Raw genomic sequence first — 23012 nt, 5'->3', positions numbered from 1 at the left:
AATGAAAGTTTTTGAAGGAACACTGGTATCAGAGAAAATCCGCATCGGCATTGTAGCCGCACGTTTCAATGAATTTATAACATCAAAGCTTCTTGGTGGCGCTGTGGATTGTTTAAAACGGCATGGGATCAGTGAGGAGGATATAGAAGTAGCATGGGTACCCGGAGCTTTTGAGATCCCGCTGATCGCTTCCAAGATGGCAGGCTGCGGCAAATATGATGCTGTCATATGTCTGGGTGCGGTCATTCGCGGCAGCACCACTCACTACGATTACGTTTGCAGTGAGGTCTCCAAGGGCATTGCCCAGGTATCCTTAAGCAGTGGAATTCCGGTCATGTTTGGAGTCCTGACGACAGAAAATATTGAACAGGCAATTGAGCGGGCTGGAACGAAAGCAGGCAACAAAGGGTTCGACTGCGCAGCGGGAGCCATTGAGATGGTTAATTTAATCCGCGGGATAGAGAGTTAAATCAAAAAAGATCCTCCAATTCAGGCTGTTTAAACCTGATTGGAGGATCAACAATATTTTTTTAATTTGCCAGCAGGTCAGGAGAAAGTGTATTTCCTGACCGAAGTTCCTGGCGTGCGGTCTGGATAAGGGAATCTATTTTCTCCAACTTATCAAGCAGCTGTTTTTCTTCTTCACTGGTATAAATCACATGATTGATACCACCATTTTTAATGACAATCCGCTTGTCTGCCATTAATGCAAGAAGGGGATCGTGGGTTGCCATCAATACGATCTTATCTGATGTCACAAGAAGTTTTAATGCCTTTTTCCGGTCAATTCCGGCATTTTCTATTTCATCAATTAAGACAATGGGAGAGGAGCTTAATATGGCAGTATCTGCAATCATTAGTGCTCTGGACTGTCCGCCGCTTAAGCTGGTAACCGGTGTGGAAAGTTCAAATTTTTCTCCTGCCAGATCATTGGCTGCGGCAATAATTCGGTCTATTACAGACTGAGGGTCCTGAACCATACGGCTTTCCGCATGCATCCGCAAAAAGTCAACTACTGTTAAGTCCATAACAAAGTTCATGTTCTGGGAAAGCTGGGCTACCAGCTTGTTATTTGAGGAGTAACGCCACTTCATATCAGGGACTTCGCCGTTGATTAAAATACTGCGTCCGGTAGGAGTGTCATTTTGAGCCGTCCACTCAATATCTGCTAAGAGCCGGCTTTTTCCTGAACCGGTAGGACCCACTATGGATATAATCTGGGATGTTTCTACGGTCAGTTCCTCAAATCCTTCCACTGTTCCCGATTTGTCATGACCTGGTAAAATTGTCAGGGAATGCACCAGCCGGTCATTTTCCATTCCCAAAAACTGACGCATCTGATCCAGATACAGAGGCAGGTCTGACAAAAGCTTTGCTTTATCAATCGCCTGATCTTCCAGTTCATCCTCTGAAAAATGATTTAAAAATTCTTCAAATGTCTGATCTTCAAATCCAGCGATGGTAAGCTTATTCTGTTCAAAATATGAAACAGCAAACGGATATTCCTCCAGCAGTTTTTTTATGCTTATATTTGTCATTTTTTATCACCGCCTAAATCAATTTTCTTTACATTACCCATCTGATAGGCTTCTCCGATTCTTGTTTCGCCAAGACAATAGGAGCACAGGGCGGAAGGCATGGGAAAACGAAGCTGCATTCCCTGGACGGTCTGTATGTTCTGGTTTTCATCATAAAGAAGGCTTGCCAGTTCGTAAGCTCCCTGTCCGGTCAGTCCGTTTACATGCATCGTAATGGCTCTTGGGTTTACAGAGCTGACACAGGAAGCAAATACCTCCCGTTCTGCCTGGGAAACGATATCACCTTTGGTAATCACAACGAAATCAGCGGATTTTAACATGGGACCGATTTTTTTAGGGGTATTGATACCGGATAAGTTGTCGATCACACAAACTCCCTTTACTTCTTTTAAATAAGGGGAACAGCGGTTGCACAGACCTGCCGATTCTGTGATAAGCAGATCAAGCTTTTCTTTATTTCCCCAGTTAACCACCTCTTCAATATTGGAAGCAAAGAAGTGATCCGGGCATAAAGCACCGGATAAGCCCTTTTTCACAGGGATTCCTGCTTTTTCATAAGCAACGTCATCGTCTGTATAAAGACAGTCAAATTTCACCACGCCCACTTTAATGTTCTTATTATGAAAGGAAGAAATCGTTTTTAAAATGACCGAGGTCTTACCGGAAGAGGGCGGGCCTGAAAATACAATCAGATTCATAAGAACTCCTTCTGAGCAGCCGCAAAGAACAGCTTTTCTATTTTCTTGATTAATTCTCCAATATCATTGTTGTGTATAAAATCCCAGCCTATCCACATGAAATTCTGGTAGGGTTTCAGCTGATTGTCCACCAGGGGATTGGTAGACGGAAATTTTCCGTTAGAAGAAAGAATATCTCCAATATCTTTTGAATATAAAAGATCAACGAAAGGTTTTACCTTATCCTTATTCTTTGATTTTGCCAGCAGGAAAATCGGACTGATTATGGCTCCATCCTTTGGCCATACCGGACGCATAGGGCTTTTCTCATCTGTCATGCTTGCAAAGAAATAAGGTGCAACTGTAATGGCGGGAATCTTATTTCCATCCTTTAACTTGTGGGATTTGATCATCTGAGCCGGATGCATGCTCTGTAAGAGGGCTTTCCCCATCTTTTCGATTCCTTCTTCCCCATAAAAGCGGTAGATGTGAAGCAAAAATGCATTAAACATATCCAGATCCTTCATGGGAAGGCTGATGCTGTTTTCAAACTCCGGCTTCATTAAATCTGCCCAGCTCTCAGGAAATGGGCGGTCTCCTAATACATTGGTGTTAACCATGAAAACTGCAGGAACAATTCCGATAATGGCATACTGGTTTTTTGGGTCCTTCAGTGATAAGTTCTCATTATCAAGATCAGTGTTTAAATGTTCCATACCGGAAAGATCTTCAAATACGCCTAAATCCTGATAACCGCCAATCATCTTTTTGTCAAAGAATAAATCAAAACCGGCTGAAAGATAAAGGTCTGACAGACCGTCAGGATTTCCATCTGCTAAAATAACCCGATCCTTTACATCATCAAGTCCCAGGTTTGCAGATTTTAAATGATACTCCACCTCATATCCAAGGGAGTCTTTATTTTCCTCAAGCCAGGATTCAAATTTTTCTAAAAGAGGAATGCGGATGGGGCAGGGCAGTACGCCCTCGATACGGATATCCCCTTTATTCTCTGATTGTGCAGGAGTAAGACCGTCCGTCAGGCTGGGCGCCTTCTGACCGATTACTTCCTCCAGTTTCTTTATAAAAAGTTCCTGGTTTACCTTTCTCATTGCCAATGCTGTTTCTAAAGAAATGGTTTTTCCAAGAGTTCTGCGCATAACGGGATTGCTTAAATTCTCAAAACCATTGGCAATAAACACTTCAATGGTTTCCGGATAGGTTTCCGTGATATGAAAGATCGTATCAGAAGCTTTAAAATAATTTGACATAATAGTTCCTTTCTCTATGTTAATTGTAAGTTGGTTTCTGAAATTACGTTTATCATATCATAGATTCTCTGTTTTGTTTGTTGTAAAAACAACTTAATTCAAATAGTTTTGATATTATTTCTTGTTAAGGCACTATCTTTTTCATCACTGAGATAGTATGATGAATTCATAAAAATTTGATTCGCAGAGGGGGAATACCATTGTTAAAACCAAAAAAAATCACCCTGGCTTATTTTTCAGGGACTGGTTGTACAAAAGAAGTCTGTCTGTGTTTCGCACAACAATTGGCAAAGAAGGGGTTGGAAAGCAAAACCGTCAGTCTGGAAAATCATGATCCGGGAAATTTAAAACCGCCGGATCTCCTGGTGATATTTTCACCTGTATATGCCTTCCGCCTGGCCTCCATTACTGAGAAATGGGTCAAAGGTCTTCCACGATCCAGCAGAGCCATGGTTGTGATCGTACCTGTGTCCGGAGGAGGGGATATCTCACCCAATACAGCCTGCACCATGGCCTGCAGACGGATGTTAAAGAAAAAAGGATATCATCTGATCTATGAAAAAATGATCGTGATGCCATCTAATTTCGGTATCGATGCAGGAGATGAAATTAATCAGCAATTATTACGTATATTACCGGTAAAAACAAAAGAAATGATTGAAGATATCCTCAACGGAGAGCATCGTTTTCTGATGGCAAAGCCCCAGGATCGTTTTCTTGCAATACTTGGAAAGGGAGAACATCTGGGCGCGAGATTTTTCGGCGCCTCCATCCGCCCCTCCTCACAATGCACTCACTGCGGGAAATGCTCGCAAAAATGCCCGACCCGGAACATTAAAATGGATCGGGGAATTCCCAAATTCGGCTTTCGTTGTATTTTGTGCTTAAGATGCATCTATTCCTGTCCGGTTCATGTACTGAAACCAGGAATCTTAACCTCTGCAGTTTTAAAAGACGGTTTTCATATACAGAAGTATAAAAAACAGGAGTCAGAAGATATGAGTCCCAAACAGACTGAGTTTTATTTAAAAGGTGCCTGGAAGGGCGTCAGTGACTATTTACAATAAGCCGAAAGTCAGGCGGGGTATGAGTTCCTTTATAGGAATCCGTACCCCGCCTGACTTGTAGTTATAATTTCAAACCAATCCCACTGGTTTTTGCCTCCATCATTGCATCTACAATAGATATAATCTGCGCCCCGGCCTCTACCGGCGGCATTCCGTTCTTATGGATATTGGAAACCACCGTTCTCTGGGATTCCGGCTTCGCCGTACTTGATTCATATGCCATATAGGCACTTAAGCTTTCTCCAGTTGCAAGACCAGGTCTTTCTCCTATGAGAATAATGGTGATTTTAGCATGTAATGCTTCACTGATCCGGTCCATAGTCCCAACCCTTGCAAATTTAACAAAGATTGGATCACCTGTCGTATAGCCTTTTTCTTTCAGGCCATCCATAAGCATGGGATAAATATCTGGAAGATTACTGGTAATTGCAGGAGAACTAAGACCGTCACCTGCGATAATCTGCACATCTGCATCGTGTCTGCAGTTTTCCCTGATTATTTTCAGGGTTTCATCGGAAAAACGTCTTCCAAGATCTGGCCTTGTTATATATTCATCTTTATTTTTGCATAAACTCTGAACCTTTAAAAATCCCAGCTGATCCACCACTTTTTCATCCACTTCTGACCAGACTGCATCCATGGCGACAGCATGATCAGCACGAAAGCGGAGATAGGTTTCCGTTTTCAGTCTGGTCCCCGCCTTGCCCACACAGATTCTTGCAGCCGTAGTCTTCTTTAAATTGACACAGGACTGTAGGTCAGCCGGCTGATTAATTGTTACCCGTTCTGTTAAATCAAGGGAAGAGATATCCCTTACAAGATCCTGATCCATTTACTTCACCTCCTGTGTGAAAATAGAGGGATCACCGGCGCGCTCCGTCAGTTGTCCGTCTTCCATAATACCCAGTTCCTCCATGCGTTTTTCAAATTCTCTCATGGGGCGTTTTCCGCTTGTTTCCCGAAAGGCTGCTGCGTCATGATAACTGGATGACTGATACATCAGCATAATATCATCCCCTGCCGGTATTCCCATTACATAATTGACACCGGCACTGGCAAGGAGGACACCTAAGTTTTCCAGGTCATTCTGACTGGCTTTCATGTGATTGGTATAACAGACATCGCAGCCCATGGGGATACCGGTCAGTTTTCCCATAAAATGATCTTCCAGTCCGGCACGGATTACCTGAGCTCCGTCATATAAATATTCTGGTCCAATAAAACCTACTACTGTATTGACACAGTAAGGGTGGTAACGTTTGGCAAATCCGTAGCACCGTGCTTCCATTACCAGCTGATCCGCATCATGATGGCCTTCTGAGGAAAGTTCAGATCCCTGACCTGTTTCAAAATACATGAAGTTGGGACCTTTGGAGCTTTTCTTTTCCTTCATCAGTTCATAAGCCTCATCCATTAAGGCAGTGCTGATTCCAAATGCCGTATTAGAGATCTGTGATCCGGCTATGGATTGAAACATTAAATCCATAGGACTGCCTTTTTTCAAAGCCTCCATCTGGGTGGTAACGTGGGAAAGGACACAGTTCTGGGTGGGAATCTGCCATTTATCCATAAAATCACGGAACGCCCGCAAAATTTTATCCGTTTGCTCCACAGTATCTATGGCAGGGTTTAAACCGATTAATGCATCGCCGTTTGCATAGGAAATTCCTTCAAACACAGATGCCATAACCCCTTCAAAGCTGTCTGTGGGATGATTGGGCTGCAGCCTGGATGCCAGGGTTCCCGGAAGTCCGATTGTTGTATTGCAGGTGGCCGGAACAATCAGCTTTTTAGAAGCCACAATGATATCAAGATTGCTCATCAGTTTTGTCACACCTGCTATCACTTCGGCAGTGAGACCATCACGAATCTCTTCAATGGCAGCAGCGGGAGAGGCCAGAATAAATTCCCGCAGTTCTCCAAGGGTTATGGATTTGATTTTTTTATAGGCATCCTCATCCACTCCATCCTGAATGACTCTTGTGACTTCATCGGTTTCATAATCAACTACCGGATGGTTCCGTAAATCAGAAACGGATAAATCGGCAAGTACAATTTTGGCAGCAATGCGTTCTGCTGCATCTTCTGCGGCAATTCCAGCCAGTGTATCACCGGATTTTTCTTCATTCGCTTTTGCCAGGACTTCCCTGACGGAACGAAATTCGTAGGTTTTACCGAATAATCTTGTCTTTAATTTCACCGTACCGGCCTCCTATGCTTCCATTTCATTTTCTGTGGATACAAATCCATTTGCAAAAACCTTATCTTTTACAAGGTAATAAAGAACAGCAGCTGCATAAACAATGGCAGCCAGGAACAAAAGAGAGGCCTGGGAAACCACGAGGGCAACTACGACTACTGCACAGGTAATTGCTGCAATGGTTGGAATCAGCGCGGATTTTAACCGGTATGGACGTGCCAGTTCCGGCTCTTTTTTCCTTAGAACAAACCAGGAGGCAATGGATAAAACTGCCATAACTGACGAGCCGATGCAGGAGAAAACAACCAGGCTGCCAACATTTCCGGTGATTACAAAAAAGAGACCAATCAGGCTGGTGCTCACAAGAGCAAAGACCGGAGTACCATTTTTGTCAAGATTTGAAAGTGCTTTTGGAAGATAACCGCTTCTGGACATGGCGTATGCCTGCCTGGAATATCCGATCATAATTCCATGAAGACTTGCCGCCAGGCCGAATAATCCAAAAAATCCTACTAATTTTACAAGGAATGAATTTTCACCATAGACTTTTGATAAAATTGCTGGAAGTGGATTATCGGAGGAAGCAACTGCAGATAAATCCGTGGCAGAGTTTCCGGCAGTAACAATAAGGACAGCAACTGCCATTACAACCAGTGCGCCGATTCCCGATATAAATGCTTTTGGTATGTCTTTTTGTGGATTTTTACATTCTTCCGCCCCCATTGCTCCTGACTCCACAGCCAGATAAAACCAGACTACAAATGGAATGGCAGCAAATACGCCATGCATACCGTTCATGGAAGCTCCGGAAGAGAACAGACCGTGTACATCTACAGTTGGAATTCCAAGGATAAAATAAACAGCTACTCCAAGAATCGCCACTGCCGTAACAATCACACTGACGATGGCGGCAGATTCTATTCCCCGGATATTGATGAAGACAAAGATACAGAAGGCTGTAATAGCGGCGATATTTGCCGGGATAACAGGAAACAGTCCATGAACATATGCACCAATGGAAAGTGCAATTCCCGGTGTTGCAAAAATATACTCAAGGAGTATGGAGAAACCGGCTATAAAACCGGCGAACTTACCGAATGATTTTTCTGCATATGCGGTTGGACCAGCTGCAGACGGGATGGCTGTTGCCAGCTCTGAGTAACAAAAGACAAAAGAGACATAGAAAAGTGTGACAATGAATGTTGCAATCAAAGCTCCTGTAAAATTAGTCTTTTCAAACAGGTAATTCCAGCCAAAATACATACCGGATACAACTGCACCTACAATAATCGCCCATAGCTTAACCGGTGTAAGAGCTTTGTTCAAATTTTTTTCTTCCATAATGGAATCCTCCTGATTTTTCTTGTTTTTATTGATACACTAATGTTTTAATCACAACGGGTACCGCGCTTCCAACCGGTGATCCGATATCTATGTAATCACCGTTCTCAACCTGGATCTGATCCAGGCAGATAACCGGTCTGCTGCATGGCGTATGAATCCGGATCATCTGACTCAGTGCTTTTGCAAAGTCTTCTTTTAAAAGCACAATTACAGGACTTTTTAATCCCTCATAAAGTCTGGCAATCTGATTTGCAAGAAGTTTAAGTTCTCCGTATCCGGGACTTTTTTTCCCTTTTATACTCACTGCAAGAACTTCATCCTCATAAAGCTCCATAAGAGGTCTGGTACTTCTATATACATCTTCCCACTGGCTGGCAGCTGCCGGGCATTTAACTATTGGAATATTTCGCATAGGTAAAATAGATGGTTCAACACCTACCGTACTTCCGCTGACGGACAGAGAGTGGCTTCCTGCTCCGATTACGGTTGCCCTTATTTTTTCCTCTGGAATGATAAGCCTGCTCTTATAGGGGGTAAGAGCCTGAGTGATTTTGATTCCAAGCAAAGGACCGATGTCACCATACTGAAACCATTCTGCATGGTCTTCATTATCGTTTAATGATCCCACGTATTCGCCCACTCCGCCGGATATGGATATAAAATCAAGATTCTTTGGAATGGTAAAATCTGTGATGTACAAGGGGATAGTATCCTCATTCATTTCACGTAAACCAAGTGCCTCAAGGCAGCTGTCAGCCAGATAAGAACAGAAACTTTCCAGCATTTTGATATCAGCAGTTTCTCCCTGTCTGATTGTCAGTTTATGACTGGTAATGATATGGAGAATCCGGTCTGAAATATAGGTTACACGGCCAGTGGCATCCAGTTTTATCAGCCTTCCGCCAATATCCATTGCAAAGGAATCCGTACAGATACCGCAGTCGAATACAGCCGCATTTAAAGTTCCCCCTCCGATATCCAGGTTAATGATTCTTCTGCTCCTTCTTTTTGATTCTTTGCTAATTCCGGCTCCCCTCCCGGCTAAAACCGCTTCCAGCCCGGGTCCTGCGGTAGCAACAACAAAATCACCCAGATACTCTGATAACCAGATGTTCACCTGCCGGGCATTTTCCTTTCTGGCTGTTTCCCCCGTAATGATAACGGCTCCGGTTTCTATGTTCTTCTTATCAATTCCACTTTCTTTCATAGCCGCCTTTACCCGTTCCCGGATCTGTTCAAAATCTATGATATCTCTTGAAATCAGTGGTGTGAAGATAACCGGACTACGATAGATAACCTCAGTCTCATCGATTTTAGTGGTGGGAAGAAGGGAAGGCCCCATTCTGGTTGAGATCTTAATATTGCTGATAATAATTTCCGTTGTACTGGTTCCTATATCCACGCCAATACTGTACAACCATATACCTCCTTCCGGCAGCTTCACAAACGAATGAACAAATAAAAAAGACGAAGGGGATTTCCTGGCAGGAAACGTCTTCGTCTTTCATATTTCGTATGAAGTTTTTATATTAACAATTAATATAAGGATTTTGTATTCATTTGTCAACAGTAAAATGAAAAAGTCTTTATATCGTTAGAATCTTAAGTAGGAAAGAAAAAACCATTGTGCAATATTCACATGACAAATGTCATATAGACAAGCCGTGTAGTAATATATGCATAAATATCATTGACTTTCCTCCTGCGGTTGCTATGATGAAGACAGGAAAGGGGGTATTTATATGCCAGATGAGGCGGGAAATAAAAAAATAATTGTCGCCGGTCACATTTCCCTGGATATTACGCCGGTCTTTAAATGCAGTGACGGAAGGAAAATTTTAAGGTCCTTCCAGCCAGGTAAACTTTTAGAAGTGGGAAAAGCCAACATATGCGGAGGCGGAGCGGTTTTTAATACAGGCCTTGGGCTGCATGCGCTGGGAGCAGATGTTCTTTTAATGGCAAACACAGGGGATGATGACTTTGGACAGATCCTAAAAGGAAAGATACAGGAAAGAGGGTGTGAAAGCTGTATTACGGTTATTCCCGGAGAGGATACATCCTACACAATTGTTCTGGCACCAAAGGGGGTTGACCGGTTATTTCTTCATAATCCCGGTTGTAATGACACCTTTGGCTTTGAGCATGTGGATTTTAGTAAAATGGCAAAAGCAGCTCATTTTCATTTTGGTTATCCTACACTGATGAAACGGTTTTACCAGAATGACGGACTGGAATTAAAAGAGCTTTTTTACCGCATTAAAGAGCTTGGACTTACCACTTCGCTGGATTTAGCGGCGGTGGATCCGGAATCGGAAGCTGCATCCTGCCGCTGGGAGCGGATTTTTGATTCCGTGCTTCCCTATGTGGATTTTTTTGTACCCAGTATCGAAGAACTGGGGTTTTTGTTAAACCGTCCCCTCTATGAGAAATGGCAGGAAATTGCTGACGGCGATGATATTACCTCCATTCTCTCTTTAAAAAAAGATGTGGAAACCATTGCAGACCAGGCCCTGCAGCTGGGCGCAAAGGCAGTTCTTTTAAAATGCGGTGCAGCCGGAATGTACTTAAAGACAACTTCAAGACAGGCGTTTGCAGATGGACCGGATTTCTTAAAAGGCTGGGCAGATATTTCTTACTTCCAGAACAGCTTTCTGCCAGACCGGATTCTTTCCGCCACCGGAGCCGGAGATACCAGTATTGCCGCATTTATTAAAGCCATGCTGGAGAAACGTTCTCCAGAAGAATGTGTGAAACTCGCGTCGGCAACAGGTGCTTCCTGTGTGACTGCTTATGATACAGTAAGCGGGCTGTTGCCTTTTAAAACATTAGAGAAAAAAATCAAAAACGGGTGGGAAGAACAGAAACGAATCCTGCCATAAATGAAAAGGAGGAATTACATATGCTTGTTACCATGAAATCAATTCTTAACCTGGCAGAAGCCAGAAATATTGCTGTAGGTGCCTTTAATATTACTTCTCTGGAAGGAATCCAGGCAGTATTAGGCGCTGCGGAGGAAACCGGACAGCCGGTCATTTTACAGTTTGCACCTGTCCATGAAACAATTATTCCCCTTACCATAATGGGACCCATCATGGTTATGATGGCAGAACATGCGGCCGTTCCCGTAGCAGTACACTTAGATCACGGAGACGATTTTAAGAAGTTAAAACAGGCGCTGGACATGGGATTCACCTCCATTATGTACGATGGTTCCGCCCTTTCTTTTGAGGAAAATGCTGCAGGTACTCAAATTGCAGTGGAACTTGCGGCCGCATATGGAGCTTCTGTTGAAGGAGAAATCGGTGCAATGGGCAGAGAAGAATTCAAAAGCGTGGGAGAGGACGAGGGCAATGAAGCGGCCGAAAGCTGCTACACAGATCCCGATCAGGCCGAAGCATTTACTTCACTTACCGGAATCGACGCATTGGCCTGTTCCTTTGGCACGGTACACGGACTCTATTTAAAAAAACCCAATCTGGACCTTGACAGAATCAGCCGGATTCGGGACAAAGTGACTCTCCCCATTGTCATGCACGGAGGTTCCGGGATCAGCGATGAAGATTTTTATCAGTGCATCAAATGTGGGGTCCGTAAGATTAATTATTATACCTATCTGGCAAAGGCCGGAGGCATGTATGTGAAAGAAAAAGCCGCTAATGCAGAGGATGTGGTATTTTACCATGATGTGACCCTTTGGGGAGTGGAGGCAATGAAAAAAGACGTACTCCATACCATTAAAGTATTTTCTGGTATGAAACAGAAAGAGAGCTGAATGGGATGAAACGTTCTGAAGTTAACAAAGCCTTAAAGGATATGGAACAGATGATTCAGACATGTGGATTTTCCCTTCCGCCTTTCTGCAGCTTTACTCCCGGGGAATGGAGGGAAAAAGGACATGACTACGATGAAATACGTGACAATATGCTTGGCTGGGATATTACGGATTTCGGGCTTGGGGATTTTGACCGGACCGGTTTTTCACTGATTACTCTTCGAAATGGGAATGTAAAGCAAAAGAAATATACAAAAAACTATGCAGAAAAGCTGCTCTTCTTAAAAGAAGGACAGTCAGCCGCCATGCATTTCCACTGGACAAAAATGGAGGATATTATAAACAGAGGGGGAGGCAATGTGCAGATCCGTGTTTACGAATCCGACCCAGACGGAGGTTTTTCTGATTCTGACGTAACAGTTAACAGGGATGGAAGAACTTATATGGTTCCTGCCGGAACCGTGGTAACACTGCACCCTGGGGAGAGCATTACCATTTATCCTTATCTCTACCATGATTTTCATGTGGAACCCCATTCCGGTCCAGTGCTGCTTGGTGAAGTATCCATGTGTAACGATGATCAGGAAGATAACCGATTTTACCGGCCAATCGGCCGCTTCCCCAAAATAGAAGAAGACGAGCCCCCTTACCGCCTCCTTTGCAACGAATACCCTAATGTAGAGTAATTGTGCAATGTGATGAAATTTCAGGCATGGCCAATCCGGATTCACTTAATACAGCATATTGAATATGACAAATGTAATGAAAAACTAATTACATTGTGCACATGTTTTAAAAACGACAGAGTGTTATGATATTTATGCAGCATATAACACAATTATATAATGTATAAGGAGGATTTACCATGAAAAAAAGCACAAAAAAGCTTGCCGCAATTCTGATGTGCGCAGCACTTGCCGTAATGTCTGTGGCAGGCTGCAGCAATGGGGAACCAGAAACAAAGGCACCTGAATCAACAAAAGCAGCGGAGACCACAGAAACGGAAACAAAAGGTGAAACAAAAGCAGAGGCAAAAACAGAAACCAAATCTGCAGTAAAATCAGAATCTGCCGTAAACATGGCAGACGCAAATGTAAAAAAGAAAGATCCAAGTAAGCATTATAAATTCGGATATACCTGTATGGACGGTACCAATCCATTCTTTGTAACAATCGAAAAGACCATGAGGGAAATGATTGAAGCTCAGGGAGACGAACTGGTTTCAGTTGATCCGGCCAATGATGTAACTCTTCAGATTACCCAGGTTGAGGATCTGGTCTCACAGAAGATTGATGCCATGTTTATGAATCCGGCAGAAGCAGAAGGAATCCTTCCCGCTCTGGATCAGTTAAAAGAAGCTAAGATTCCGACGGTAGGCTTTGATACAGAAGTAGCTGATATGTCCTATCTGATTTCTTACACCGGCTCTGACAACTATAATGCAGGCTTCGTATGCGGAGAAGATTTAGTAAAGAAATGTCCAAATGGCGGAGATATCATTGTTCTTGATTCCCCAACCATGAATTCCGTCACAGACAGAACAAATGGATTTTTGGATGCCATTAAAAGCCATAACTTCAATATTGTTGCCCAGCAGGATGCAAAGGGAAATTTAGAGGTCTCCATGGGAATTGCAGAAGATTTACTTCAGGCTCATGGTAATGTGGTTGCCATCTTCGGCGGAAATGATCCCACTGCACTGGGCGCACTGGCAGCTGCAAATGCGGCAGGCATTAAGGACTGCAAAATCTATGGTGTAGACGGTTCTCCTGATATTAAGGCGGAAATTGCCACCGGTACTTCCCTCATTGAAGGAAGCGGCGCTCAGTCACCAGTTAAAATCGCTCAGTCTGCCGTTAACATTATGTACTCATACTTAAACGGGGAAGAAGTCGCTGACCGGTATCCCGTGGAAACATTCCTCATTACATCAGAGAATGTAAAGGATTATGGCACAGACGGCTGGCAGTAAATACAGATAAGAGGAGCCATGCCTCCTGGAACAAGCGTGTTACATGCAACGGGAGGCGGTGCCTTTTTTCCAGACTGGACGTCATAAATGGATAACGAACAGGCAGGTGAATATATGAGTGAAAAAATTCTGCTTCAAATGAAAAATATACACAAATCCTTCCCGGGAGTCAATGCATTGCAGGGAGTAGATTTTGAACTGTTCCCTGGGGAAGTTCATGCCCTTCTTGGTGAAAACGGAGCTGGAAAATCCACGTTAATCAAGGTATTAGGCGGAATTTATATTGCAGAAGAGGGAGAAATTTTCATTGAAGGACAGAACGTGGTTATTGACGGAGTAAATGCTTCTCATGCCAACGGAATTTCCATCATCCATCAGGAACTGGTACTGGTCCCTCATATGACCGTTGCAGAAAATATCTTTCTTGGACGGGAACCTGGGAAAGGTGGTTTTATAGACCATGAGACAATGGAGCGGGAAGCAGGAGCGCTTTTAGATGATTATCATATGAGCATCTCTCCGGGAGCCTTTGTCAAGGATTTAACCATTGCCCAGCAGCAGATGGTGGAAATCGTAAAAGCTATTTCCTACCGTTCAAAAATACTGGTCATGGATGAGCCAACCTCCTCCATATCGGATAAAGAGGTGGAATTTCTGTTTCAGACCATGCGTATGCTGACCCAAAAAGGTGTGGGAATTATATATATTTCCCATAAAATGGATGAGTTGGAGCAGATCTGCGACCGGGTGACTGTTTTAAGGGATGGCACCTATGTGGGAACAAAAGTTGTGAAGGACACTTCAAGAGATCAGTTAATCTCCATGATGGTCGGGCGGGAACTGACAAAATATTATACCCGGGATTATAGAGAACCGGGTGATGTTGTATTAAAATGTGAAAACATAACAGATGGCAAGATGGTAAAAGGAGCCAGCTTTGAACTGCGTCAGGGAGAGATCATCGGCTTTGCCGGATTAGTGGGCGCGGGAAGAAGTGAAACCATGAAATGTGTTTTTGGTCTGACTCCGTGTCTGTCCGGGGAAATCTATGTAAATGGAAAACCGGCAAAGATTAAATCTCCGTTAGATGCCATGAACTACAAAATAGCACTGGTGCCGGAGGACCGGAAGCAGGAAGGCCTTTATCCGGTGCAGAGCGTGCGCTTTAACTCCACAATCGAAGTGCTTAAATCTTTTATCAAAGGCATACTGGTCAATCAGAAAAAAGAAGATGAAATAACCGGAAAATATATTGAAATGATGGATACAAAGACTCCATCCCAGGAACAGCTGATTGGAAACTTATCCGGTGGAAACCAGCAGAAGGTCATGATCGGAAGATGGCTGGCCACTTCTCCTGACATCCTGATTCTTGATGAGCCCACCAGAGGTGTAGATGTAGGGGCGAAATCTGAAATATATGCAACCATGAATGAACTGGTCAAAGAGGGAATGTCAATTATCATGATTTCTTCCGAACTGCCGGAAATTCTTAACATGAGCGACCGGGTATATGTCATGTGTGACGGAAGAACCACCGGCTGTTTCCACCATAGCGAAAACATAACCCAGGAACAGATTATGAAGCTGGCAGCCAAGTAGGAAAGAGGGCGAAATCAGATGACAACAAGAATTCAAAAAAATGTAAAACAGTATTTAAAAGATAACATCGGAATTATCGGTGCACTGCTGATTCTGTGTATTTTCCTGTCCATATTTCCAAAAACCAGCGGTGTATTTCTGACACATAAAAATATATTTAATGTACTGAGGCAGATTTCATCCAACTTATTCCTTGCGTGCGGAATGACCATGGTTATTATTTTAGGAGGAATCGACCTTTCCGTAGGTTCCATTATAGCCCTGTCCGGCTGTGTTGCCGCAGGCTGTGTGGCACGTTATAATCTCCCCATATTTGCAGCGATATTAATCGGCGTTCTTATGGGTACGGCAGTTGGTATGGCAAACGGCGTGGTTATCTCCAAAACAACCATACCGCCGTTTATTGTTACACTTGCCACCATGAATGTGGCAAAAGGTCTGGCCTACGTTTATACAGGCGGTTCTCCCGTAAGAGTCGTTACGAAGAAATGGCAGTTTCTTGGTGCCGGCTACATTGGAGGAGTTCCCACACCTGTTATAATCCTGGTATTTGTGTTAATCATTACTGCAGTTATTATGAATAAGACAAAGCTGGGACGCCACATCTATGCGGTGGGAGGTAATTCCCAGGCCGCCAGATTCTCCGGAATCAGTACGGCAAGAGTAAAATTACTGGTACATACCTATTCTGGACTTATGGCAGGTCTTGCGGGTGTTGTTCTGGCTTCCCGTATGTATTCCGGGCAGCCCACTGCAGGAGACGGAGCAGAAATGGACGCCATTGCGGCAGTTGTGGTTGGAGGAACTTCCATGGCAGGAGGTTCCGGTAAAATCGGAGGCACCATTATCGGAGGACTGATTATTGGTGTATTAAACAACGGACTGAATCTTTTGAATGTCAACTCATTCTGGCAGTATGTGGTAAAGGGTATCGTCATTCTTCTGGCGGTATTTGTAGACTACTTGCGGAACAAGAAAAAGGGCTAGAATTCTTAAGAGAGCAGGGAGCGTTTCCTTAACAGTGAAACGCTTTTTGTGATATAATAAATAAAAAAATACGGGGGTGTTTATACATGAAGAGAAAGGCTGGGGTATTTCTCTTAATTGCACTGACTATAGCCTTGTTTACCGGCTGCAGCAGGAGGAAAGACGAAGCACCTCCTCACGAAGCGCTCATATTTGGTGCCACCTATATGACGCGGAATAATCCCTACTTTAATGTTTTGGGACAGGGGATTGAAGAAGTGGTGGAAGCCAATGGAGATATTCTTTTAACCAGAGATCCCTTGCAGGATCAGAAGAAACAGAATGAACAGATTGAAGAACTCATCGACGAAGGAATCAGCATGCTTTTCTTAAATCCGGTGGACTGGGAAGAGGTCCGTCCGGCATTACTTGCCTGTAAAAAAGCAGGTGTGGCAGTGATTAACGTAGATACCGTGGTAAAGGACCGGGATCTGGTTATATCCGTGATTGAAACGGACAACTATCAGGCAGGTCAGCTTTGCGCCCTGGATATGATGAAGCGCAGGAAATCTGCGGATATTGTAATACTGGATAATCCCATTCAGATGTCTATTACCTACCGGGCCCAGGGATTTACCGATGCCATTGCAGGTAATCCGGGTTACCGGGTGGTATACCGGCATGCGGCAGCAGGGGAAATAGAGGTTTCTTCCAAAGTGATGGAAGAGTTTTTAAACCAGAATAAAGGGTTTGATGTGGTTCTTGGGGGCAACGATCCCACGGCCCTTGGTGCGCTGGCAGCACTTCAGCAGGCCAGAAAGGAAGATGGAGTCCTGATCTACGGGATAGACGGTTCTCCTGACTTTAAGGCGATTCTGGACATGGGGTATGTGACCGGAACCAGTGCCCAAAGCCCCAAAGCCATTGGAAGGGTTGCTGCTGAAACCGCCTACCGGTACTTAAACGGAGAACCGGTGGACCCATATATCAGCCTGTCCAGTACTTTCATTACAAAGGACAATCTGGCTGAATACGAAATCGATGGCTGGCAGTAGGTGAGAGATGGAAGATAATAAATTTAACGGCAGGATCAGGATTTTGCAGACCGCAATCCTGGTTATTAATATTATATCCGTAATGGGGATCAGTATTTTTATATACGCTACCATCGAAAAAATCCGAAGAGCTTACGATGCCAGAGAATTTTTAAATGAAATTCAGTCCATCGTCTGGTATCCCTATGCAAAAATCTGGCTCTGTGCCCTGTTGTTAGGTTTTCTAACCTTAAGCATGGTGATCAGAGACCGGTTGTTTCCCAACAACAGCAAGGTTATTTTAACCAGTCTGGTTGCAGATTTTATTGCCTGCTTTGCCATTATCATTGAACTGAATTTTAACTATAACGGAATCCTGCTGCTGGTCTTTTCCAATGTTATTCTGTATGTGAAAAACGGAAAATCCAGATATATACTGGCAGCCGTTGCCATCGGAAGTTTTATTCTCGCCGATTATGAACTGCTGTCAATCTCTTACAGACTGTATTCCATACAGGATTATATCGCTTTTTACAGCGCCTCAAAACAGCAGTATTTTCTAAGTATTTATAACATTTTCATATCCTTGAATGTAATCCTGTTTGTTGCTTACTGTGTCAATATTATCAATGAGCAGCAGGGAAATATCGATGAAATACACGGATTAAACGAAAAACTCCACGATGTGAATGAACAGCTGCAAAAGTATTCTCTCATGGCGGAAAAAATGGCGGAAACCAGAGAACGCAACCGTCTGGCAAGGGAAATTCATGATACGCTGGGGCATACACTCACGGGGATTTCAGCCGGAATCGATGCCTGTATAACAATTATCGGCATTTCACCGGAACAGACGAAAAAGCAGCTGGAGCTGATATCGAAAGTCACCCGAGATGGGATTAAGGACATCCGCCGTTCTGTCAGCGAACTAAGACCCGATGCCCTGGACCGCTTCAGCCTGGAATTTGCCATTAATAAGATGGTAACAGACATCAATGCAGTATCCGAAACAAGAGTCTATTTTGACTGCAGGGTAAGTAATTTAAAATTCGGTGAGGACGAAGAGAATGCCATTTACCGTGTGGTTCAGGAAGGGATCACCAATGCCATACGCCACGGGCAGGCAAAGGAGATCTGGGTAACCATGAAAATGGAAAAAGAAGATATTCTGATACAGATTAAAGATAATGGAATTGGGTGTAAAGAAATGAAAAGCGGTTTCGGAACCAAGCATATGAAAGAGCGGATTCGTATGCTGAACGGAGCTGTTACATTTGATGGAAGTGATGGTTTTATCGTAAATGCAAGAATACCGATCCGGAGGGGAGAGACCTATGATTAAAGTATTGATTGCCGATGATCAGGAACTGATACGCCAGAGTCTGCAGATTGTCTTAAACAGCAGGAAAGATATGACCGTTACCGATGTGGCGTCAGACGGCCAGGAAGTGATGCGGTGCATCCGCAAAAATAAGCCGGACGTGATCTTAATGGATGTACGTATGCCTAAAATGGATGGGGTCCAATGCACAAAACTCATAAAGGAAAGCTGCCCTCAGATTAAAATCATCATTCTGACGACCTTTGACGATGATGAATATGTATACAATGCCCTGAAATACGGTGCCAGCGGGTATTTACTAAAAGGAGTCTCCATGGAAGAACTGGCCAATGCGATAACCACTGTTTACAATGGCTGGGCAATGATTAATCCGGATATAACAGCAAAGGTTTTAAGGCTGTTCTCCCAGATGGCAAAAGCCGATTACTCCATTACAGTCAAAGAAAAGAATATGGATGAGCTGACGAGAGCAGAATGGAAGATCATTGCCCAGGTTGAAAAAGGAGCAAGCAACCGGGAAATCGCCCGGACTTTAAACTTATCAGAGGGAACCGTACGAAATTATTTAAGCACCATTTTAAATAAATTGAATTTAAGAGACCGGACCCAGCTTGCAATCTGGGCAGTTCAGACCAACGTGAGAAATAAGGTGGAAGGGCGGCCCTTGGAAACAGAGGGCGCTTTATGAAAAAAAGGCACTTTATTTTAAGTGGGCTGATTGGTTTGCTTCTGCTTATGGCCTGCTTTTTTCTCTACAATAAAAACAGCCGTCCCGTTATCCTGGAATTTGGTATGTTTACCGGCAGCAACTGGGATGTGGCAAGTGCCAACAGTTTTAAAATATTCGACCGGGCCATCGCAGATTTCGAAAAAAATCATCCCAATGTGAAGATTCATTATTACAGCGGAATTGCAAAAGAGGATTACTCCGAGTGGTGTGCAGGAAAGCTTTTAGAAGGAAAAACGCCGGATGTATTCATGGTACTAGACTCTGATTTTGATAAGTTTACGTCTCTTGGAGTGATGAAGAATCTGGAAGATTTAATGTCCTCTGATGACAGTTTTCACAAAGAAGACTTTTTCGCAACTGCTTTGAATACCGGACGGAATGGGGGGCATCAGTATGCCCTCCCCTATGAAGTGGTTCCTACCCTGATGTTTGTTAATAAGTCTCTTCTTGCCAAAGAAGGAATTGATATGCCAAAGGAAGACTGGACCTGGGAAGATATGGCTGAGATCTGTCAGAGAGTTACAAAAGATACGGATCAGGATGGGCTTTTAGATCAGTTCGGTACTTATAATTACAGCTGGCGGGATGCCTTATATACGTGCGGGGGCAATCTATACGAGAACAATCAGGCTCAGATATCCTTTACTGACAGCCGGGTTTTAAATGCGGTTAAATACATCAAACGCCTGAATGATATTAATCAGGGGCAGAGCGTAACACAGGAAGATTTCAATGCTGGAAGAGTGGCTTTTATGCCCCTCACCTTTGCAGAGTACCGAACCTACAAAACCTATCCGTACCGGATTAAGAAATATACCAAATTTCAGTGGGACTGTATCACGTTTCCGGCAGATAAAGAAGGAGGGAATACATCCAAGGTAGATGCCCTGCTAATCGGAATCGGCAGCAAAACCAGACAGGAAGCCCTTGCCTGGGAATTTTTAAAACAACTGACCTATACCGTTGAAATGCAGATGGATGTTTACCGCTATTCCCAGGGAGTGCCTGCGCTGAGAGCAGTGGCCTCATCCCAGGAAGGGGTGGATTGCCTTCAGGAGGACATGGATGAAGGGGAACAGGTTATAAGCAGCACACTCCTGTGCCATGTTATTGAAAACGGAATCATCGAACCCAAGCTTCTCCAGTATCAGCAGGTCATGAATCTGGCGGATGGAGAAGTCTCCAAAATACTGCAGGAAAATAAAAATGTGGACAGCAGCATGAAGATCTTTCAGCGGACAGTCAGTAAATACTTACAGCAGCAGAAATAACTAAGATCAGATTTTAAATGTGTTTTCAAGGTTTACTTTGGCATAAACTTCTCTTGTAACTTTATTGGGGGTAGTGGAAAGAAAGGGATAAAAGTGGAATGTGTATAAAATACATATTCCGCTTTTTTTGTTGTGTAAGAATATAATATAATTTCAAGTACTGAAAATTGACTGGCGTTCGATTAAAACCATGGATCAGCTTCATGAAATGCTGCTGTCAGTAAAGGAACATTATCCCGATATGAACCTGATTGTCCCCCATGGCGGAAGAATCATACCACGTATGATTCAGGACCGGCTGGGCAATAACATTGGCGTATTGGTGGATAAAGACAAAGACAGCAGCGTGGTTGAAAACTTTTATAAGTCGGAATATTTTTATAACCTGTGTCTTCAGATGCGGGAATGGCATCAGCAGGGACTGTTTCTGGATAAAGCCTATATGGGTAAAGAAGACAGACAGAGTTATCTCGCTCAGGGAGATTCCTTTGGCAGTTTTTTAAATCTTTCAGAGATTTCAATTTTTAACATTGCCCGCTATGTGGAATATCCCATGGCTGCTGTTCAGCTGGCTCCCCGAATTGCTGATTCAGACAGTTGTAATATGATCTGGTGTATCAGCCGGGACAGTAAGAATCCGGAACTGGCAATGAAGGTGCTTAATCTGATGTATACAGATGTGGAGATATCCCGCTTGCTTGCCTATGGCCAGGAAGGCATTGATTATGAATTTGCTGCAGCGGGGTATGTAAAACCGGCAGAAAATTCAGATTACATACCTGCCGGGCAATGGACCTCTAAGGTGTGGAGCTGGCCGGTAGGAGTGGAAATTGAGCAGTGGCAGGAAGAGGAAGAGCTGCTGGATTATGTGGTGTTTTGGGAGGAACCGGTTAAGGATTCTCCTGCTCTGGGATTTTTGTTTGATGTATCAGAGGTAAGGGTGGAGGTGGATGCCTGTCAAAATATTATTGACAAATATGAGAATGCCCTTCTATGCGGAGAACTATGGCCAAAAAACGGAATCGAATCTTTTAACCATGAACTGGAGATGGCAGGAATAGACCGGGTAATCGCTGAGAAACAGAGGCAGCTGGATGCATTCATGGAAAAATACCGGTAAATGAAACATATCATGTCTGGAAGGACCCTGGACATGATATGTTCCGATTCATAAATATACAACTTCATTGCAGAAGTTTTTCCTTACCAATGAAATTAAATACTGGTCAGCCCTGGATAAAAATCCGCCGTTTAAAGATGTAATACACAGATCCCAGTTAGGGCTGTATTTATCATCAATGGACAGAAGAGTCGGGGGATTTTTCAGCTGTGTGATTCTTGCATAGTCATCCGGAAGAAGTGTTACTCCAAGACCCTGCCCTGCCAGTCCAAAAGCGGTTTCATAATTTTTCAGAGTAAGGAGAATATTAGGCTGACTGATTCCAGCTTTACTTAAAATGGTATCTGTCACCTGGCGGATTCTCTGCTGTTTATGTACCATAATAAAAGGCTCATTCTTCAGCAACTTTAAATCCAGAACCGGATAAGAATAGCCTTCTTTTTTTATGGCTTTTTTTACAAGGGGATGAGAGCCTTCAAGCGCGATTATAAAAGGATCTCTTGACAAAATCTCATTATAAAGCTGGGGATTCGTCAGTTCCTTGGGCGCATGAAGAATGGCGAAATCCAGCTCCCCTGCCAAAAGCCTGGATTCCAAATTGGCTGTAATTTCTTCACAGATAGAAAGTTGAATTTGCGGACAGTTTTTTTTGAATTCTGGAAGCACCGCCGGAAGAATAATAGTGCTTAAATGATTGGTGATTCCCATCTGAATCCGTCCTGTCTTTAAATTATTAATGTCACTGACTTCCGTCTCAAAGTCATCGTATATTTTTAGAATTTTGCATGCTATCTGGTAATACCGTTCTCCTGCATAGGTTAAAGTAAGTCCTGCTGAAGTTCTGTTAAAAAGCTTGGTAGCCAGAGAGTCCTCAATTCTCTGAAGGGACTGACTGAGTGAGGGCTGGGCAATAAATAGTTTCTTGGCCGCCTGGGAAATGCTTTTTTCATCGGCTACTGTCTTTACATATAAAAGTTCTCGGCTGGTCATAGTTACTCCTTCTTACAGTTCGTGCTAGTACTTACAGTATAAAGCAATATCCGGTAAAAGAAAAGTTTTTAAATAGATAAAACCTATAAGAGCTATAAGGTACATGGTATTTGCCT

21 protein-coding genes are annotated in these 23012 nt (G+C 43.5%); 13 read left to right on the top strand and 8 right to left on the bottom strand.

The window, feature by feature from the left end; genetic code table 11:
• Position 1 precedes the first annotated feature (1 nt).
• A complete protein-coding gene (gene ribH / locus ABS301_RS21720) occupies positions 2-469 on the top strand; it encodes a 6,7-dimethyl-8-ribityllumazine synthase (RefSeq protein WP_349674197.1) in 468 nt (155 codons plus the stop codon).
• Positions 470-530: 61 nt separating this feature from the next.
• Here ribH and ABS301_RS21715 read toward each other — a convergent pair whose 3' ends face one another.
• From ABS301_RS21715 to ABS301_RS21705, 3 genes are read right to left on the bottom strand one after another with little or no spacing between them, the layout of a single operon-like run.
• The gene (locus ABS301_RS21715) at positions 531-1538 is read right to left on the bottom strand and encodes an ATP-binding cassette domain-containing protein (protein ID WP_349674196.1); all 1008 of its coding nucleotides are present in this window, start codon (positions 1536-1538) and stop codon (positions 531-533) included.
• Positions 1535-2236 (bottom strand): GTP-binding protein, encoded by a 702-nt coding sequence (locus ABS301_RS21710; protein ID WP_349674195.1) that lies wholly within the window; start codon positions 2234-2236, stop codon positions 1535-1537. Before ABS301_RS21710 ends, ABS301_RS21715 begins: the two co-directional genes overlap by 4 nt.
• A complete protein-coding gene (locus ABS301_RS21705) occupies positions 2233-3486 on the bottom strand; it encodes an ABC transporter substrate-binding protein (RefSeq protein ID WP_349674194.1) in 1254 nt (417 codons plus the stop codon). The genes ABS301_RS21710 and ABS301_RS21705 overlap by 4 nt, the downstream gene beginning before the upstream one ends.
• A 200-nt stretch (positions 3487-3686) precedes the next feature.
• On the opposite strand from ABS301_RS21705, the gene ABS301_RS21700 reads away from it, so the two are divergent.
• A complete protein-coding gene (locus ABS301_RS21700) occupies positions 3687-4553 on the top strand; it encodes an EFR1 family ferrodoxin (RefSeq protein WP_349674193.1) in 867 nt (288 codons plus the stop codon).
• Between the two features lie 61 nt (positions 4554-4614).
• On the opposite strand, the gene eutC is transcribed toward ABS301_RS21700, so the two are convergent.
• From eutC to ABS301_RS21680, 4 genes are read right to left on the bottom strand one after another with little or no spacing between them, the layout of a single operon-like run.
• A complete protein-coding gene (gene eutC / locus ABS301_RS21695) occupies positions 4615-5385 on the bottom strand; it encodes an ethanolamine ammonia-lyase subunit EutC (protein WP_349674192.1) in 771 nt (256 codons plus the stop codon).
• Positions 5386-6753: an ethanolamine ammonia-lyase subunit EutB gene (locus tag ABS301_RS21690; RefSeq protein ID WP_349674191.1), complete on the bottom strand. Its 1368-nt coding sequence runs from the start codon at positions 6751-6753 to the stop codon at positions 5386-5388.
• 12 nt (positions 6754-6765) lie between these two features.
• On the bottom strand, positions 6766-8094 hold the full coding sequence (eat, locus tag ABS301_RS21685) for an ethanolamine permease (RefSeq protein WP_349674190.1): 1329 nt from the start codon (positions 8092-8094) through the stop codon (positions 6766-6768).
• Positions 8095-8122: 28 nt separating this feature from the next.
• Positions 8123-9514 (bottom strand): ethanolamine ammonia-lyase reactivating factor EutA, encoded by a 1392-nt coding sequence (locus ABS301_RS21680; RefSeq protein ID WP_349674189.1) that lies wholly within the window; start codon positions 9512-9514, stop codon positions 8123-8125.
• 325 nt (positions 9515-9839) lie between these two features.
• On the opposite strand from ABS301_RS21680, the gene ABS301_RS21675 reads away from it, so the two are divergent.
• The 11 genes from ABS301_RS21675 (at position 9840) to ABS301_RS21625 (ending at position 21906) form a co-directional block, all read left to right on the top strand.
• A complete protein-coding gene (locus tag ABS301_RS21675; protein ID WP_349674188.1) occupies positions 9840-10976 on the top strand; it encodes a carbohydrate kinase family protein in 1137 nt (378 codons plus the stop codon).
• 20 nt (positions 10977-10996) lie between these two features.
• Positions 10997-11869: a class II fructose-bisphosphate aldolase gene (locus ABS301_RS21670; protein ID WP_349674187.1), complete on the top strand. Its 873-nt coding sequence runs from the start codon at positions 10997-10999 to the stop codon at positions 11867-11869.
• A gap of 5 nt (positions 11870-11874) precedes the next feature.
• The gene (locus tag ABS301_RS21665; RefSeq protein ID WP_349674186.1) at positions 11875-12555 is read left to right on the top strand and encodes a D-lyxose/D-mannose family sugar isomerase; all 681 of its coding nucleotides are present in this window, start codon (positions 11875-11877) and stop codon (positions 12553-12555) included.
• A 179-nt stretch (positions 12556-12734) separates the two neighbouring features.
• The gene (locus tag ABS301_RS21660) at positions 12735-13841 is read left to right on the top strand and encodes a sugar ABC transporter substrate-binding protein (RefSeq protein WP_349674185.1); all 1107 of its coding nucleotides are present in this window, start codon (positions 12735-12737) and stop codon (positions 13839-13841) included.
• Positions 13842-13955: 114 nt separating this feature from the next.
• On the top strand, positions 13956-15443 hold the full coding sequence (locus tag ABS301_RS21655) for a sugar ABC transporter ATP-binding protein (protein WP_349674239.1): 1488 nt from the start codon (positions 13956-13958) through the stop codon (positions 15441-15443).
• An 18-nt stretch (positions 15444-15461) separates the two neighbouring features.
• Entirely contained in the window at positions 15462-16430 is a 969-nt protein-coding gene (locus ABS301_RS21650; RefSeq protein WP_349674184.1) for an ABC transporter permease, read from the top strand.
• An 86-nt stretch (positions 16431-16516) separates the two neighbouring features.
• On the top strand, positions 16517-17464 hold the full coding sequence (locus ABS301_RS21645; RefSeq protein ID WP_349674183.1) for a sugar ABC transporter substrate-binding protein: 948 nt from the start codon (positions 16517-16519) through the stop codon (positions 17462-17464).
• 7 nt (positions 17465-17471) lie between these two features.
• A complete protein-coding gene (locus ABS301_RS21640) occupies positions 17472-18785 on the top strand; it encodes a sensor histidine kinase (protein WP_349674182.1) in 1314 nt (437 codons plus the stop codon).
• Positions 18778-19473, top strand: a complete 696-nt coding sequence (locus ABS301_RS21635) for a response regulator transcription factor (RefSeq protein WP_349674181.1) — start codon at positions 18778-18780, stop codon at positions 19471-19473. The genes ABS301_RS21640 and ABS301_RS21635 overlap by 8 nt, the downstream gene beginning before the upstream one ends.
• Positions 19470-20786, top strand: coding sequence for an ABC transporter substrate-binding protein (locus ABS301_RS21630; RefSeq protein ID WP_349674180.1), 1317 nt, complete (start codon positions 19470-19472; stop codon positions 20784-20786). The genes ABS301_RS21635 and ABS301_RS21630 overlap by 4 nt, the downstream gene beginning before the upstream one ends.
• 190 nt (positions 20787-20976) lie before the next feature.
• The gene (locus ABS301_RS21625) at positions 20977-21906 is read left to right on the top strand and encodes an ABC transporter substrate-binding protein (RefSeq protein WP_349674179.1); all 930 of its coding nucleotides are present in this window, start codon (positions 20977-20979) and stop codon (positions 21904-21906) included.
• 48 nt (positions 21907-21954) lie between these two features.
• Here the strand turns inward: ABS301_RS21625 and ABS301_RS21620 are convergent, their stop codons facing one another.
• Entirely contained in the window at positions 21955-22896 is a 942-nt protein-coding gene (locus ABS301_RS21620) for a LysR family transcriptional regulator (RefSeq protein ID WP_349674178.1), read from the bottom strand.
• Between the last annotated feature and the right edge of the window lie 116 nt (positions 22897-23012).

Source organism: Lacrimispora sp., from assembly GCF_031982545.1.
GTDB lineage: Bacteria > Bacillota > Clostridia > Lachnospirales > Lachnospiraceae > Lacrimispora.
Note: the sequence above shows the minus strand (reverse complement) of the source record. Positions and strands in the feature narration are given on the sequence as shown.

Coding starts and splice junctions, on each gene's coding strand:
- ribH (WP_349674197.1), top strand. CDS start 2: ATGAAAGTTTTTGAAGGAACACTGGTATCAGAGAAAATCCGCATCGGC.
- ABS301_RS21715 (WP_349674196.1), bottom strand. CDS start 1,538: ATGACAAATATAAGCATAAAAAAACTGCTGGAGGAATATCCGTTTGCT.
- ABS301_RS21710 (WP_349674195.1), bottom strand. CDS start 2,236: ATGAATCTGATTGTATTTTCAGGCCCGCCCTCTTCCGGTAAGACCTCG.
- ABS301_RS21705 (WP_349674194.1), bottom strand. CDS start 3,486: ATGTCAAATTATTTTAAAGCTTCTGATACGATCTTTCATATCACGGAA.
- eutC (WP_349674192.1), bottom strand. CDS start 5,385: ATGGATCAGGATCTTGTAAGGGATATCTCTTCCCTTGATTTAACAGAA.
- eat (WP_349674190.1), bottom strand. CDS start 8,094: ATGGAAGAAAAAAATTTGAACAAAGCTCTTACACCGGTTAAGCTATGG.
- ABS301_RS21675 (WP_349674188.1), top strand. CDS start 9,840: ATGCCAGATGAGGCGGGAAATAAAAAAATAATTGTCGCCGGTCACATT.
- ABS301_RS21670 (WP_349674187.1), top strand. CDS start 10,997: ATGCTTGTTACCATGAAATCAATTCTTAACCTGGCAGAAGCCAGAAAT.
- ABS301_RS21665 (WP_349674186.1), top strand. CDS start 11,875: ATGAAACGTTCTGAAGTTAACAAAGCCTTAAAGGATATGGAACAGATG.
- ABS301_RS21660 (WP_349674185.1), top strand. CDS start 12,735: ATGAAAAAAAGCACAAAAAAGCTTGCCGCAATTCTGATGTGCGCAGCA.
- ABS301_RS21655 (WP_349674239.1), top strand. CDS start 13,956: ATGAGTGAAAAAATTCTGCTTCAAATGAAAAATATACACAAATCCTTC.
- ABS301_RS21650 (WP_349674184.1), top strand. CDS start 15,462: ATGACAACAAGAATTCAAAAAAATGTAAAACAGTATTTAAAAGATAAC.
- ABS301_RS21645 (WP_349674183.1), top strand. CDS start 16,517: ATGAAGAGAAAGGCTGGGGTATTTCTCTTAATTGCACTGACTATAGCC.
- ABS301_RS21640 (WP_349674182.1), top strand. CDS start 17,472: ATGGAAGATAATAAATTTAACGGCAGGATCAGGATTTTGCAGACCGCA.
- ABS301_RS21635 (WP_349674181.1), top strand. CDS start 18,778: ATGATTAAAGTATTGATTGCCGATGATCAGGAACTGATACGCCAGAGT.
- ABS301_RS21630 (WP_349674180.1), top strand. CDS start 19,470: ATGAAAAAAAGGCACTTTATTTTAAGTGGGCTGATTGGTTTGCTTCTG.
- ABS301_RS21625 (WP_349674179.1), top strand. CDS start 20,977: ATGGATCAGCTTCATGAAATGCTGCTGTCAGTAAAGGAACATTATCCC.
- ABS301_RS21620 (WP_349674178.1), bottom strand. CDS start 22,896: ATGACCAGCCGAGAACTTTTATATGTAAAGACAGTAGCCGATGAAAAA.